Below are 14,854 nucleotides of genomic sequence, written 5' to 3'. Positions count from 1 at the left end.
CCTCTAGCTTCTATTAAGGTCGATTTAACAGCGATTTGTTTGTTTGGCTTTTGTTTCAAAGCCAGCCACTCTTTCATTGAAATGGGCCTTGAAAAGTTATTCGTTATAGTTGTAAACAATGCTTTACCGTCTCCTGTATAACTTAATAGATGGCCAGCTAATCGTGGAAAAATAATCTCTTTTTGAGCAGTATCAATTGGAATGTAATTTACAAAACAACCTCGTTCTGGTAGTGCTGTTGATTGATTGATGGTTCTTTTTATTGAAATACCGACTACAACCAATAGGAGTATGGCGAATGCAAAATATTTGATGAGCGTGGTCATACCTTTAAATTCATTCGAAAATATATTTAAAACCAGCTTCTAGCTTGTATAAAACCGACATTGTATACTTTTACTTAGCCAAATCCAAGATCCATTTGATACAATCCGTAGGTTCTACAATTGACCAAGAATGTGGATGTCTTGTTCCGTCGACCCTAAAACCTTTCCCAATGGCGGGAATAAATTCTGCTTTTTTATTTCCGCTTTGCATTAAAAAATTTGTCATTGCCGAAAGATTGGCAGCATTCAAATCATAATAGGTCCTGCCTTTGTTTTTAAGTTGCCAAACTATATCTGGGTCACAGTATAATCTAACAGGAACAGTGATCAAATATTTTGCATTGCCGCCATCGTCTCTGCTTCTTGTAAACATCGAACCTTCCACATATTTTTCAGGAAACTCGTCTGGCGACCCGCCATACTGTTTTTTAAATTCATTTACCAGAAAATGGTCTTCCTGCAATGCTATTTTTTTACTTTGAGATAATTTATCCCCTTCTTTTTCGTACTTAACAATTGCATTTTTTGCGCCGTTGTATAAATCTATTAGATCTACTGGTGGATCTACACCAATTACTGCCAATGGTGTTAAGTAAGTGATGTATTTTGCATTGTGAGACATTTCGGTGTATTGCAGTGCGTTCATCCCGCCTAACGAAAGTCCACTTAAAATAAATTTATTTTTTGGAGCTTTATACTTTGTTACAATATCTTCAAAAGCGGTATCAAAAAAACGTTTTGATGTTGTATCCGTATCTAATGTGTTGTTGTAGTTTGCACTCACTACTACCGACAGAATATTTTTATCGTATGCTTGTTGCATCAAAAATTTATTGCAGCTGATTACATTTTCTGCCGTTTCGCCTGTTGATGGAAATAGAACTAAAACCGCCCGTATTGGGTTTTTAGGAGCGAGTACGTAATAGAAAAGGTTATCATCTTTGCTGATGTTGCCATAAGTCTCAGCCGTGTTTTTAAGGGCTAAAGTTTGTTTTTTAAGGAGAGGTAGATATTGATCATCTAGGTTTAAAAAATCACCATTTACAAAATTGCCAATGGTTTTACCGCCGTTGTTGAAATAGGCTGCACCTTTTCCGTTTAAGGAACCGTTGATAAAAGTTCCTTCAAAACTGGCATATCCAATAATTTCAAATTTTCCTTTCCCGTCAAATTTTCCTTGCTTCATTTCACCTTTGTAGGTAGCTGCCAATTTATTATTTTGAAACCATTGCAAAAAGCCAGCTCCGGATGCAAAATTGTTTTTGCAATTGCCATTCCAAATTAGGCTGTCTGCGGTTGTCGGTTCATCTAACCATATTTTGCAATTTGATTGATGTTCTTTTACAAACTGTCCATTGCCTTGGGCAAAGGAATTTGTGGTAAGTAATGTTAAAAGTCCAAAAAATAGTAATCTCATTTTTTTCTGTTATTTTTGTTTGTGTTACGCCTTTGCATAAATTGAATTTCCCATTTTAAACATACTGCTGGCAGCAGTTATAAATTTTCATAAGTTTTATTTGATACTTTATAAAGGTTCTTAACTTCGGGAGTACCATCTTCCTGTTTCTTAACCCATCACTTTTGCTTATCAAAACTTTGATTATGATCAGACCGAAGAAAGCATTTGCCTCAAGAACAAGAATCAAGCCTGGCTCCTCAGTTATTACCGGGAATTAAGGATGAACTCGCGGTAGATAATTGCCTCTATTCCTATACCAAAAGTGCAATTAAAAATTCTGGTTTTCCAGAGAACCAACAAAAGTAAATATCCACAAATTCGAGCGACCTACAGGAATACTTTAACCACGCGGGTGTTTTGCAAGATGTACTTTTGTATACACAAAAGAATCTTGCGCCCTTGAGGTCGGGCATTTTTCTCGGAACTCGAAAATGCTGAAGACAAAATAAAAGCAAGATTATGTCTAGAAAAAAAACTAAGAATCCAGAGCAGCTATTTTATAAAACCTTTAACTTTCAAATCTTCCACTATAGGCTCAATAAGTAATAAAAAGGCTTTTAAATATTCAAAGTAGTCCCGCTGATCGGTACATACCGGGATCGAACACTTCGATTCCGGTTTTTTATATCTTTCTAACGCCTAAATATTCTTCAAACTGTGTTCAAAGTATTTCTGCTGAACCTCATTTTCTTTGGGTGTTATGAGCGGGCTTCACCCAAGTAAGCCGTCTGTGCTATAAAACAGCCGGCTCTTGATCAGATTTAATAGTCTTTCCTGCCTCTTTTTGGGGTTTTAGTTATGTTTGGAATGAAAACCAAATAGTCGTAACCTTTTATAATTCTTTCCAGCTCCAAATTCTCTACTTTAAGCTTCTTTTTAGAGATTGCTTGTTTCAAGGGGCTTAAATCATAGGTATACCAATTGTCATCTTTTACGACGGTTAAGAAAGATTTATATTGATCTAAATCAGCCAATGTTTCACCTTCTTCTTTTYCGATGAGCATAATGTGTAATGACTTCCGGTAATTTGCCTCTTCGATATTGGAAACCAGGTTTCCAATATCGAATACTTCCATTAAACTCTCTCCTTTAGGCAGGTGATTAGCACCAAATTTGAAAAGATTCTTCTTGTCTTTCCATTCAGGTAGTTTTTCAAGAACCAGGTGCTTCATGTATTGAACTCTTAAAGGGTGAATTCGACTTAAATACTCAATGCATTCATTTTTGCCAAACAATCGTCAGAGAACAAATAGAATGTGGTGTTATTTTTTGTGTCATAAGCAGCGGAATTAGCGATCATCTGCTTATAAATTTCTTTTGCTTTAGCATTTTTGGTTTGTTTCCTCAATTCCGAAAGCAGTAATCGGTCTGAAAATAAACTAATTTGATCAGCTCCATATAGTTTGATATTCTGCTGAAGTATGTTTTTGAATAAATCAAACTCAGCTTCACCTTGTAAAAAAGATAAAGCTGAACCTGATTCATTACGGAATTTGTCCAGTTCAGCTGAGGATAAGGATTTAATTTTTGTTGATATTGTGTTGATTGTATATGGATCAATTTCTAGAATATAGTTGTCGAACTTAATATTATTAATAATCGCATTTGTGAAGTAAGGGACTTCATCGGTGAAATGCAGCTCGCCCAATAACACAGAATTGTTTTTGCTGATTTCATCCTGTAGGGTAATCCATCCTTTTCCTTCGAAAGTGTTGTTATTGTTTTTTTTAAAGGTGGAGTAGTTTTTTTGAATTAAACTATCCATTAGAGCGGTTTGTGCGTAACTGAAATTGGCAATAAACAGAGTTAGAATTAGTAGTTTGGTTTTCTTCATTTGTTTTTTTTAGGAAGATACAATAAATTGAATTTATCACCCTGATGATTCAATAATATACCTCCAGATATTCCTTTCCGCGACGAAAACCTCAGGAGTAAACTGCATGTGCTGGCAGATTTCCATTAACTTGTTGTTATGCTCTCAAGCAAATATAACACGAATATCGCCCAAGTGGTTCTGCGATGTTTAATCCAAAAAGAAGTCGTGGTTATTCCGAAATCAGCAAATATGAAAAGGATTAATGAAAATTTCAATGCACTTGACTTAGAGTTGTCTGCCGATGATCTGACAGCCATCAAATCGTTAGATAAAGGCATCGGATTAATTTATAGTGTTTAAAAAACGTTTGAAAATCTGACTACAACAATTACCAATCCAACTACTTTTTACAGCGCGACAATCAAGAATTTTGTACTTGAAATTTAAGTCAGTTTTAGAAATAATTAAATAAAGGATTATGCAAAAGAGAAAATTAGGAAATAGTGGATTAGAAGTTTCCACATTAGGCTTTGGCTGTATGGGTTTAAACTTCTTGGATGGCAAGGGTCTTGATAAAAAAGATGCCATCACACTACTATGCAACGCAGTTGAAAGAGGTATTACATTTTTTGATACCGCAGAAGCCTACGGACCTTACACCAATGAAGAAATTGTTGGCGAGGCATTACAGCCTTATAGAAAAGACGTAGTAATCGCCACAAAATTTGGTTGTAAGGATGCCAGACCAGCGGTAGGTTTAGACAGCAGACCCGCAACTATCAGAGCCGTAACCGAAGCATCTCTGAAAAGATTAAAGACAGATTACATCGATTTGTTGTATCAGCACAGAGTTGACCCTAATGTTCCGATAGAAGATGTTGCAGGAACAGTGAAAGACCTGATACAGGAAGGCAAAGTAAAATATTTCGGTTTATCGGAAGCAAGTGTTAAAACTATTCGAAGAGCACATTCAATTCTACCTGTAACAGCATTACAAAGCGAATACTCTTTGTTTTGGCGTGAGCCAGAAAATGAAATCATACCAACCTTGGAAGAGTTAGGAATTGGTTTCGTTCCCTTCAGTCCTTTGGGTAAAGGCTTCCTTACAGGTGTAATAAACAAAAAATTAGAGGATATCGACCGTAGAAACATTATTCCTCGTTTCAGCGAAGAAAATATAAAGGCAAATCTGGCTTTAGTGGACGCACTCTCTGAGATTGCTAAACAAAAGAATGTTACGACCGGACAATTAGCATTGGCCTGGCTTTTAGCTCAAAAGCCTTGGATAGCACCAATCCCCGGGACTACAAAATTGCATCGTTTAGAGGAAAACATTGGCAGTACAAATATTGTATTAACAACCGATGAACTTGCAAAAATTGACACAACAGTAAATGGAATTACACTTGTGGGCGACCGCTATCCGGAATTTTTAGAAAAACAAATAGACAAATAAAAACGAACAGCAATGGAAAATATTAAAGGGAAAGTTGTAGCCATTACAGGTGCAAGCAGCGGAATGGGCAAAGCCATTGCAATAGAATTAGCAAAAAATGGTGCCAAGGTTGTTTTGGGTGCAAGACGAACAGAACAATTACAACAACTTGTTGAAGAAGTTAAAAATAAAGGTGGTGAAGCCACCTTTGCTCAAATTGATGTAAAGGATAAAGCCGATCTAGTTAGGTTGGTAAATACGGCAGTTGAGCAATATGGAAAATTAGATGCCGTTGTAAATAATGCAGGTGTCAGTCAATTAAGCCGTATTGACGAATTGGATATTGACGGTTGGGAAGAAATGATCGACATTAACCTGAAAGGCGTTTTGTATGGGATGGCCGCTGCAATTCCTATTTTCAAACAACAACGATCGGGACATATCGTTAATATCATTTCTACTTCAGGAATAAAGATTGTCCCAATGCAGGGCGTTTATGCAGGAACTAAAAATGCCATTCGCACGATTGCAGAGGCGTTTCGTCAAGAGTCAGATGGAAACATACGCATTACAGGCATTTCGCCCGGAATTGTGAAAACAGATTTTGCAAACAACATAAAAAATGAAGAAATGAAAACAGCTGTCCAAAAGGGAATGGAACAGATTGCCATAGATCCCATAGCTATTGCCAATGCTGTAATTTATGCAATAAGCCAACCTAACGATGTTGAAATTGGCGATATTGTTATTCGTCCGTCAAAACAAAATTGATTAAATTCGTAAACCAAAAATGCAACAACAATCTAATATCAATCACATTAAAAGTATATCGCAATTGGTGCGGATATTGGGATTTCCTGCACCATTGCACCCGCTGATTGCATTGGTTGACTATAATAATGTTTCGATTGAAATGTTTCCAAAAGGGCAAAAAGTAAGTCTTGATTTCTACAAGATTTCCTTTAAGCCTACATTTACAGGACACATAAAATACGGACAGGGATATTACGATTTTGAAGAAGGCGGATTAGCATTTTTGAAACCAAAACAAATTGTTTTTTCACCGGAAGACGTAGAAAGCTATGAAGGTATCGCTTTGTATTTTCATCCGGACTTTATCCGAAATTATCCATTAGGAAAAACAATAAATCAATACGGCTTTTTCTCTTACGATGTTTCAGAGGCCTTATTTCTATCAGCAAAAGAAAAAGAAATTATAGCCAATTTATTTGCTACAATAGCCAATGAATTAGACAACAATATTGACAGTTTCAGCCAGGATGTTTTGGTGTCGCAAATAGAATTGTTATTGAATTATAGCAATCGTTTTTACAACAGGCAATTTATCACGAGGAAAGCAATCAATCACGACATCATAACTTCTTTGGACGAACTTTTAAACAGCTATTTTGGAGAAGAAAACAGTCTGAAAAATGGCTTGCCATCAGTGAAATACATCAGTACAGAATTAAAGCTATCGCAACGCTATTTGAGTGACATGTTGAGTTCATTGACAGGGCTTAACACACAACAATACATTCAGAACGCAATCATAGAAAAAGCTAAAGAAAAATTATCAACTACAAATCTTTCCGTTTCGGAAATTGCTTATGAATTGGGCTTTGAACATTCACAATCGTTTAGTAAACTTTTCAAGACAAAGACAAATGTTTCGCCTTTGGAGTTCAGACATTCATTTAATTAAAGACGGTAAAACCATTTGATTTTGGGGAATTGAGCATTAGTATTGCTAATTTAGAGGGTGGCCCGAGAACTGCCAGCTAAAAAACTGAAGTTAATGATAAAGTGGAAACGAATGAAAATGTGGTGGTTGCAGTAGACTAATCTCATAGTAAAAGGCTCACATAGGGATCAAATAAATAAGTCTAATTGTTGAAGCTAGTTATTGATGAAAAGAGCCTGCATATAATCATCTCTTTTTTTCTAAATCAATCAATTATTGGCTCAATGAGCGATAAAAAGCGTTCCATATGTTCAAAGTATTCCTATTCCACGGTACAAACCCCTCTCTAAAGCACTTAGAGAGGGGTTTTTGGTTTTATATTTTGTAATGTGCCTCCATTGCACAGAAAAGAAGATTTTACAGTTCGATCTCGGGTGGTGAAGTATGGTTCAATCATGTTATCTTTACAAAAGAGATGGAATAAACTTATTTTTATAGATTAAGTAAAATGCAGTTTGAACCGAGTAAAAAGCTAGTGCCATTTATCAGGCATTATTTATTATTGCATACCAATGAGTTGGAGGAGATGACATATCGTTTGTTTTCTGACGGACAACCAGGCATAGTCGTTCCGCTGACTAAAAATATGCTGATCAGCACGAGTGATTATCCATTTGGAGATCAATTGCCATCGATGTTTATTTATGGCCAAATGTCTGCCTATAGAGATCTTAAAATTCAGGGTCAAATGGCTTTGTTGGTTGTTGTATTACGCCCATTTGCACTTAATTTATTATTTGGGATGTCTGCTGATGAGCTAAATGATGGGATATTTCTTCCCACTGATCTTATCGGAGCTGAGGCGATTCCGTTTGAACGAAAGGCGGCGAAAAGTAAAAGTCTTCATGAGGTAATTGACACCATAGAAAGCTTTCTCCTTGAGCGTTTCCAAAAAAGCAACGGTTTGAATCCTGATCTGCTTTTTAGCCTTGAAATCATCAATAAACATGAGGGGCTTATTAGAATGGAAAACTTGCTGAAGGAACTACAAATGAGTGAGCGACAGCTGGAAAGACTCTATCGTAGGCAGATTGGTGTTTCACCAAAAAAGTTCATGAATGTAATTCGTTTCCAGCACTTTTTAAAGATCTTCAGAGATCTTTCTGCAGAAAGCAAATTGACTACTGCGGTTTATAAAGCTGGTTATTATGATCAATCTCACCTGAACAATTATTTCAAGACAATGACCGGTATTACACCGATGGAATACAGGTTAAATGTCAATAAGCTTGCAATTAATTTTATGCGGTTTTAGGGCTGAATCTTCATTTCCATCAATATAGTTTTTAGTTATATGTATATGGTTGTCGGAATTTTCCAATCATTGTTGAAGGCCGAGGGATAATTTTGTGTCATGAAAAAAATAAAAATAGCTACTGCGCAATTTGAAAACAAAAGTGGCGACAAGGAGTATAATCTTAAAATGATTGAACAGCTTTCCGAACAGGCAGCAAAGGATGGGGCTGATGTTATTAGTTTTCATGAATGTTCGATTACAGGTTATACGTTTGCAAGGAACCTTAGCTATGAGCAAATGTTAGTGCTTAGTGAAAGCATACCAAATGGACCGAGCGTAGCTGCTCTCATTGGATTTGCAAAGAAATATGGAATTGTTATTCTCGCAGGTCTATTTGAGAAAGATGAAAATAATGAACTCTATAAAGCATATGTATGTGTAGATGGAAACGGCTTAATCTCTAGTCACCGCAAGTTACACCCGTTCATTAATCCCTATATCAAGCCGGGGTCTGCCTATACTGTATTTGAATTGCAAGGCTGGAAATGTGGGATTTTAATTTGCTACGATAATAACATTATTGAGTATTTTCAAATCCTATTGGAATGGACGACGATCAGTTGAAAAATGGTTGTTCCATGATTTTGGATCCGTTTGGTGAGATCATAGCGGAATGCAGATCTTTAGATAATGAAATTTCAGTGGCGGAACTAGATCCTGAAAAACTTACCGATGCGGGTGGCTCAAGATATATTATGGCCAGAAGACCGGCGCTATATGCGGACGTCATAGGTAAAAAACATAAAAGTGAGCATAAAGTTTCATGGCTGAAGTGAATCCTTGCTTTGCTTCTGGGATGCTTCTGACTTGCTTCTGGACTGTTTCAGTATCAAATTCGTATCAACGTCTTAGCAACTTCGGTGTATCTTCATCTCAGAACGGACGTGCATCAAAGTTGCTAAGAAGATATATCGGAGAAGTATCGAAGTTGATACTGAAGCAAGCACTGCCGAACCATAATGTGGTGTCTAACTGGATACTGGGATTAAATTCTTCGAGTCTATATTGGCGAAGAGCTGCATTGCTACATCGTAGTTGCATCAGCTTCTAATAAGGATACGAGTAAGCGTGTTTACTTAAAAATTTAATACATTTATTTGACAGGGATGTATAATTTAACATACAAATACCTGAGCGCTATCAGTATTATCTAATCAGTACTTGCCAACTTTATTTCTTTTTTTGAGGGTTAAAAATGCCATTATCTTTTAAAGCTGCTCGTTTGGCATGATAAGTGTAAATTATTATTGAAAAATTAATCCTCAATCTATTTCTATGAAAAAAACCTCTTCTTTCGTAGCGTTGTGCTTAATCGGCATTGCTACATTCGCTTCTCCTTTAATTTCTACTGCTGCTGCTAAGCAGTGTAACGCAGCACTTACGGTAACTTATGTGTATCCAGATGGTTCTGTTTACGGCTCTTATACTTACTATGGTAGTGGTGCAACCTGCGGAGCCGCAATGGATGCTGCAAGAGCACGTCAAAATGCCGTAGAGGCAGCGGTAAATGACGACCCATCAAGCCCTATTCACGTTTATTAAGCCCCAAGAAACCTTAACGGTTTAATTACCCTTATTATAAAACGTATTTAGGCTTTATTCTACTGTTTGAAAACAAAAAGATGAGTGCTGCTTTGTAAAAGGAGAACTCATCTTTTTTAAATTATACCCACCTCTCATATCCTTACAATTTATGTATCAAAACAAATCGACTCTAAGCTTTGCTTTTATATTGTGCTTTTTAACGTTTGAGATAAACCTACCTAAAAATTTATCTAACACCATAGTAGCAGACGGAGATAATAGTTTCGTGGAAACGAAAGTTCTGAAAAATAGCAAGCCCATATTTGTTTACAAAGATTTCAGCAAAAATGAACTTCAACTTTCAGACTTTATAGAGCGTAATATTTATTTGATTAAGGATACACTGGCTAATTTTAAGTGGACAATAACTAAGGAAAAGAAAAAAATATTAAACTATAGCTGTACACGGGCAACTACCAACTTTAGAGGGCGTCAATTTGAAGTTTGGTTTACCGACGCCATTTCTGTACCAAATGGACCATGGAAGTTCTGCGGACTGCCCGGTTTAATCATTGTTGCAAAAGATTTAGAAGGGAAATATAATTATGAACTTACCGGCATTAATCTAAAAGCAGTATTCGACCCCAAAATAATCAGTATTCCCTTTTCTTATTCAAAAGAGAAGGCTGTAAGCCATGCCTATTTTATTGCAGCTTATAAAAAACGTGTTGCCCAAAATGCAGCGCTATCGAGGGCAAGTGAGCAGCAGAATAGCAGTGGGGGAAGCTCGTCTTTCACAGTAACTTTACCGCCCAAAATGGAAAAACTTTAGTTGTTTTGAAATTTGTATTTTCACTCTTATTTATTTTAATATCTTTTGCCGGTTTCGGGCAAAAATTAACTTTAAATGGTAAGGTTACTACTGGCGGGCAGCCGCTTGCATATGCAACTTTGCAGTTAAAAACAGCAGACAGTACTATCCTTTCTTATACAAACAGCAATACCAATGGGCTCTTCGTTTTAGAAGCGAATTTAGGCGGTGCGAAATTTATATACTTAATAGCCAGTTACATCGGTCTAAAAACCGATACACTAAAATTAGAATCGAGTACCTTTAACGGCAATGTAATTAGTCATAACTTCGAATTACTTGATGACCCAAAACAATTAGAGCAAATAAACATTAAGGCTGAAAAACCGACTGTAGCAATTCATAATGATACGACCAGTTTTAACGTAGCTAAATTAACAACCGCGGAGGATAAGAACATTGAAAGTGTGATCAGAAAAATGCCAGGCATGTCTGTAAGTAAAGATGGCACGATCACTTATAACCAACAAAAAATCACCAAGGTTTTATTAGAGGGGGACGATATGACGGGTGAGAATTATAAAACCATAACCCAAAATTTGAAACCCCAGCTTGTAGAACAGGTACAAGCAATAGAGAATTATATCGAAGATGACCTATTGAATGGAATAATAAGCTCTGATGAGGTTGTCTTAAATCTTAAATTAAAAAACAATAAAAGTATTTTAGGGAGTGCAGATCTGGCGGTTGGCATCAATAAAAGAAACGATGTGTCTGCCAATGTGGTTTCTCTATACAAAAGAATTAAGGCCTTCTCTTACATAAGCAATAACAATACGGGCAAATACCAGGAAGATTTGTTAAGCCTTAATAGTAAAACAGCATACAACAACTCAAACGGCAAGTTAATTAATCATGCTATAGGAGATACTAACCCATTCGACAACAATAACTTTCGTCTTAATAACACGCTTTCAGGAAGTCTTTCTGCTGTGAGCCATGCTAATAAAAACCTTAAACTTACATTCGGTGCTTATGCAATCCGCAATAAGCTTTCTGATGAACGATCTAACACGCAAATTTTCCTTGGCCCAGAACCTATAACTACCGAAGACCGGGAAACAAGGTCTTCTAACGACAAGAATTATCAAATAGAGTTGGGTGTACAACAAAGAATTGGCAGGGCTTCTCGCTTATCCTCTGCCATATCCTATACTTTTAAACCCTCAACTTACGCCTCTCTGGATACTTCCTTTTTTAATGCTGAAACTGAAAATCTGGTCAATCAAAGTCAGGAGGATAAGGTTAAATCATTTAAGGGAGAAATAAGTTATGTTCAAAAAGCCAATGCATCTACTGCATTTGTGGCCACAATGACTACCCTTAACCAGAAAATTGAGCAAAGCTACGGATCAATTTCTGATCTATACAGTCAAATTCCTTTATTTAACGGTGCCAAAAATCTGCTTCAAAATGCTTCGAATACGCTAAATACAGTTACGGTTGATGCTCAACTACTAAAAAAATCGGGATACAACTATTTCTACTTAAATGGGGGAGGTAACATTAAACAAACACAAACCTTTACTAATCTTTATAGGGTAGATAATTTTAATCAAACCCTTCTTGGAGAAGATTTTCAAAATGATGTTGTTACGGATAGTCGGTTACTTTATCTAGCGGCGAAATATACTTTCGATAACAAAATTATCAAAGTGCAGGGTTTATTAAGGGGAAACATAAAACATATTAGTGTGTATGAGCAGGATAGCACCTACTTTTACTTACAGCCAGAACTCAACATCACTGCTAAATTAAGTGATTATCAGCAGCTGTCCTTAAATTACAAAATTCAGAATACCTCCACGGATGATTTTGATTATTACAAAAACAGTTTGGTAACAGATGTTAGGAATATCAATACAGGTTTAGATCGTATATATTACTTTAACAGCCATATCATACGGGCATACTATAACAACAGATCTTTTTCTGATAAATATTTTTCATTTCAGTTATCGGGCAATGCAAGCTATAGCGCATCAGGTTTTCTTACCGCTAATTATTTTGATAATACCTTGTTTTACACGCAACTGGATTTTTATAAGGGGATAAAAAAATTAGGAGGAAATGCTGTTTTTCAAAAATTTATCCCGGTTATTTCTACAGATTTCACCTTAAATTTTGGTCGATCCAAAACCAATTATTACGCATCAATTAGCAATCAAATAAATAATTATACTAATTTCAATAACGCATTTGATTTTAAGCTATCTACGGGCTTTAAATTTCCATTGAACTTTTCAGGACAATTTCAATATATCAAAGATGCCACTTATTTAGCCGATAATAGGATAAACAATAACATTGTCCGTAAATATTCTGCTGCTTCAAGGATTAAATTTGGTGGTGGTTTAACACAACTGGTTTCTTTTGACCTATATCAGCTTAACAAAACGAATTATCATATATTGAATTCGGAGCTCATATATCAGCCTAAAAACACACGCTTAAAATACAGCATTATAGGTAAAAACCTTTTTGATGTAAAAACACTAGTTAATAATTATGTCAGCAATGTTGTAAAATCTACTAGTAGTGCCTCGTTGTTGGGCAGGTACGTAATGTTTAATCTTTCATTGGCCATTGGCCAATAGTGTAGCAGTAATGTTCTATGATTTCGGTATTGCAGACTTCTATCCCTAGCTACTAGCCTAGAAAGTCTGGAGGATAGGTTTTCTGATTATATTTTAGGTCTATTTCTTTTAAAAATTCTCTTCGCTTGTCGTTTAATTCAGGAACTGGCAGAATCTGACCCGGCAATACAGGTACGCCTATTTCCTTAAATAGATTTTCCAGTCCTGCCGGTACCACCGTGCAGAGTAAGCGTGCATGGTTTTCAGAGATGTTTTTAAAACAGTGTACCGCCCCACCAAAGGGTATATTTACAAAGCCATCTTTACCAACAGTTTGCTTACCTGCTTCTGTTTTAAATTCCACTTCTCCTTCCAGAACGTGGAACATTTCCTGAGTTTCGGGATGGGAGTGGGGTGGTGGGCCTCCACCTGGAGGAACAGTCATTTCAATAACAGCATAGTTGCCATTGGTCTGATCTCCGGAGATTACAATTCTGTAATTGCCACCAGCTATCGCTAATGTTTCTCCTTCATCGCTACTGATAATCTTTACATTAGAATCCATATTATCTTCGATTTCCACTAAACATTTGATTAAAGTTAAAAAATGTTTTACGCACTACCAGGTGGCAATCAACTAAATTGAGGATACTTATCTCGACCGCTTTTTGTTCCCTTTGTTATACCACATTAAAAAGCCTGTGATGGGCATGCCGGCACAGATTAATGAAACAAAGAAAGCAAGTAGCTTGGTTGGGATGCCCGCATAGGCTCCGGTATGAATGTCGTAATTCATACTTCTGAATTTCTCACCACCCTTTACGTCCTGATCGCCGTACTTCATTAACAGTTTGCCGTTGTTACGGTCAAAATAATACCATTCGAACAGGTGTGTACGATTTTTGGCAAGCCGTACCTGAACATCCATTGGATCTGTATTCTTTTCGCGGAAGCGGATCGATAGTATATCTGCTTGAGGATGCAATTGGAAAAGATGAGTAATAGCGCTATCTGTTGACTGAGGATGGTAGGTCTCGTTGGGCGTAGATAATGGAATAATGCGCTTTTCAGCAGCTTTTCCGCCATTGGCCAGGAACTGAACAGACTGATCAGCCCAGGGAAAAGCGAAGACCAAACCTGTTACACAGATCAGAATCGCTGGAATCAGGATATAAAAGCCCGATACATTGTGTAAATCATAAATTCGTCGCTTTATTCCTACATTACGCTTAATTACAAGCCCTTTTTTGAAGGCTTTTGTCTTCCATTTCCGAGGAAACCACAGAATCAGACCGCTCAACAATAAAACAAAAAAGCATAGCGCCGAAATTCCTGTTACCATGCCGCCAACTGAGTCACCCAATAGTAGGTTCATGTGCAGGTTCAACACCAGTTGAAAGAATTCATTTCGCGTGTCTTCCACGTATACTACTTTTCCATTGTAGGGGTTCACATAAACCCTGTAATAATATTTGTAGTAGTTCCAGTGTCCGATGGCTTTCTTATCCGTTAGCGATGCACGAAATATCCAGGTGTGGCCTTTAGCAGGATAGATCTCACTGCGGGTAATCTTAACATCCGGCCCAAGCGCTTTTTGCGCCTGATTGCGCAGCTCACTGAAATTTAAAAAGTTGCGATTCCCCTCAGCTTCTACATAATATCGCTTATGATAAAAGTATTCTTTTAGTTCATCCGAAAAGACATTTATACAACCAGTTATACTACTCAGCTTCTACATAATATCGCTTATGATAAAAGTATTCTTTTAGTTCATCCGAAAAGACATTTATACAACCAGTTATACTA

At 36.7% G+C, this 14,854-nt stretch carries 16 protein-coding genes; 10 read left to right on the top strand and 6 right to left on the bottom strand.

From position 1 onward, the window contains the following. The 4 genes from AC1DDX_RS21805 to AC1DDX_RS21790 form a co-directional block, all read right to left on the bottom strand. The coding region (locus AC1DDX_RS21805) for a hypothetical protein (RefSeq protein ID WP_477622588.1) at nucleotides 1–326 on the bottom strand (326 nt) is incomplete at its 3' end. A gap of 70 nt (nucleotides 327–396) precedes the next feature. After that, nucleotides 397–1,743: an MORN repeat-containing protein gene (locus tag AC1DDX_RS21800; RefSeq protein ID WP_337715375.1), complete on the bottom strand. Its 1,347-nt coding sequence runs from the start codon at nucleotides 1,741–1,743 to the stop codon at nucleotides 397–399. 803 nt (nucleotides 1,744–2,546) lie between these two features. Next, nucleotides 2,547–2,957: a hypothetical protein gene (locus AC1DDX_RS21795; RefSeq protein ID WP_477622587.1), complete on the bottom strand. Its 411-nt coding sequence runs from the start codon at nucleotides 2,955–2,957 to the stop codon at nucleotides 2,547–2,549. Nucleotides 2,958–2,986: 29 nt separating this feature from the next. Then, nucleotides 2,987–3,619, bottom strand: a complete 633-nt coding sequence (locus AC1DDX_RS21790) for a hypothetical protein (RefSeq protein WP_477622586.1) — start codon at nucleotides 3,617–3,619, stop codon at nucleotides 2,987–2,989. Nucleotides 3,620–3,757: 138 nt separating this feature from the next. Between AC1DDX_RS21790 and AC1DDX_RS21785 the strand changes: the two genes are divergently transcribed. The 10 genes from AC1DDX_RS21785 to AC1DDX_RS21740 all read left to right on the top strand — a co-directional run bounded on the left by AC1DDX_RS21785 (nucleotide 3,758) and on the right by AC1DDX_RS21740 (nucleotide 13,069). After that, the gene (locus tag AC1DDX_RS21785) at nucleotides 3,758–3,961 is read left to right on the top strand and encodes an aldo/keto reductase (protein WP_288880688.1); all 204 of its coding nucleotides are present in this window, start codon (nucleotides 3,758–3,760) and stop codon (nucleotides 3,959–3,961) included. Between the two features lie 118 nt (nucleotides 3,962–4,079). After that, on the top strand, nucleotides 4,080–5,057 hold the full coding sequence (locus tag AC1DDX_RS21780) for an aldo/keto reductase (RefSeq protein WP_288880691.1): 978 nt from the start codon (nucleotides 4,080–4,082) through the stop codon (nucleotides 5,055–5,057). Nucleotides 5,058–5,069: 12 nt separating this feature from the next. Continuing rightward, on the top strand, nucleotides 5,070–5,807 hold the full coding sequence (locus tag AC1DDX_RS21775) for an SDR family oxidoreductase (RefSeq protein ID WP_172660673.1): 738 nt from the start codon (nucleotides 5,070–5,072) through the stop codon (nucleotides 5,805–5,807). A gap of 19 nt (nucleotides 5,808–5,826) precedes the next feature. Then, nucleotides 5,827–6,741: a helix-turn-helix domain-containing protein gene (locus tag AC1DDX_RS21770; protein ID WP_288880694.1), complete on the top strand. Its 915-nt coding sequence runs from the start codon at nucleotides 5,827–5,829 to the stop codon at nucleotides 6,739–6,741. 487 nt (nucleotides 6,742–7,228) lie between these two features. Further along, nucleotides 7,229–8,035: an AraC family transcriptional regulator gene (locus AC1DDX_RS21765; protein ID WP_337715373.1), complete on the top strand. Its 807-nt coding sequence runs from the start codon at nucleotides 7,229–7,231 to the stop codon at nucleotides 8,033–8,035. 99 nt (nucleotides 8,036–8,134) lie between these two features. Then, nucleotides 8,135–8,641: a nitrilase-related carbon-nitrogen hydrolase gene (locus AC1DDX_RS21760; protein WP_477622585.1), complete on the top strand. Its 507-nt coding sequence runs from the start codon at nucleotides 8,135–8,137 to the stop codon at nucleotides 8,639–8,641. Continuing rightward, nucleotides 8,623–8,853 (top strand): hypothetical protein, encoded by a 231-nt coding sequence (locus tag AC1DDX_RS21755; RefSeq protein ID WP_477622584.1) that lies wholly within the window; start codon nucleotides 8,623–8,625, stop codon nucleotides 8,851–8,853. Before AC1DDX_RS21760 ends, AC1DDX_RS21755 begins: the two co-directional genes overlap by 19 nt. A 499-nt stretch (nucleotides 8,854–9,352) precedes the next feature. Further along, nucleotides 9,353–9,619: a hypothetical protein gene (locus AC1DDX_RS21750; protein ID WP_172660669.1), complete on the top strand. Its 267-nt coding sequence runs from the start codon at nucleotides 9,353–9,355 to the stop codon at nucleotides 9,617–9,619. A 268-nt stretch (nucleotides 9,620–9,887) separates the two neighbouring features. Then, on the top strand, nucleotides 9,888–10,433 hold the full coding sequence (locus tag AC1DDX_RS21745) for a GLPGLI family protein (protein WP_477622583.1): 546 nt from the start codon (nucleotides 9,888–9,890) through the stop codon (nucleotides 10,431–10,433). Between the two features lie 5 nt (nucleotides 10,434–10,438). Then, nucleotides 10,439–13,069 carry a peptidase associated/transthyretin-like domain-containing protein gene (locus AC1DDX_RS21740; RefSeq protein WP_172660667.1) on the top strand — a complete coding sequence of 877 codons (2,631 nt, stop codon included), beginning with the start codon at nucleotides 10,439–10,441 and terminating at the stop codon, nucleotides 13,067–13,069. Between the two features lie 52 nt (nucleotides 13,070–13,121). On the opposite strand, the gene AC1DDX_RS21735 is transcribed toward AC1DDX_RS21740, so the two are convergent. Both AC1DDX_RS21735 and AC1DDX_RS21730 read right to left on the bottom strand, forming a co-directional pair. After that, complete coding sequence (locus tag AC1DDX_RS21735; protein ID WP_288880706.1) at nucleotides 13,122–13,631, bottom strand: cupin domain-containing protein; 510 nt, start codon at nucleotides 13,629–13,631, stop codon at nucleotides 13,122–13,124. A gap of 69 nt (nucleotides 13,632–13,700) precedes the next feature. Then, nucleotides 13,701–14,768: a PepSY-associated TM helix domain-containing protein gene (locus AC1DDX_RS21730; RefSeq protein WP_477622589.1), complete on the bottom strand. Its 1,068-nt coding sequence runs from the start codon at nucleotides 14,766–14,768 to the stop codon at nucleotides 13,701–13,703. Nucleotides 14,769–14,854: the final 86 nt, after the last annotated feature.

The organism is Pedobacter sp. 10L46_2 (genome assembly GCF_056395165.1).
Note: the sequence above shows the minus strand (reverse complement) of the source record. Positions and strands in the feature narration are given on the sequence as shown.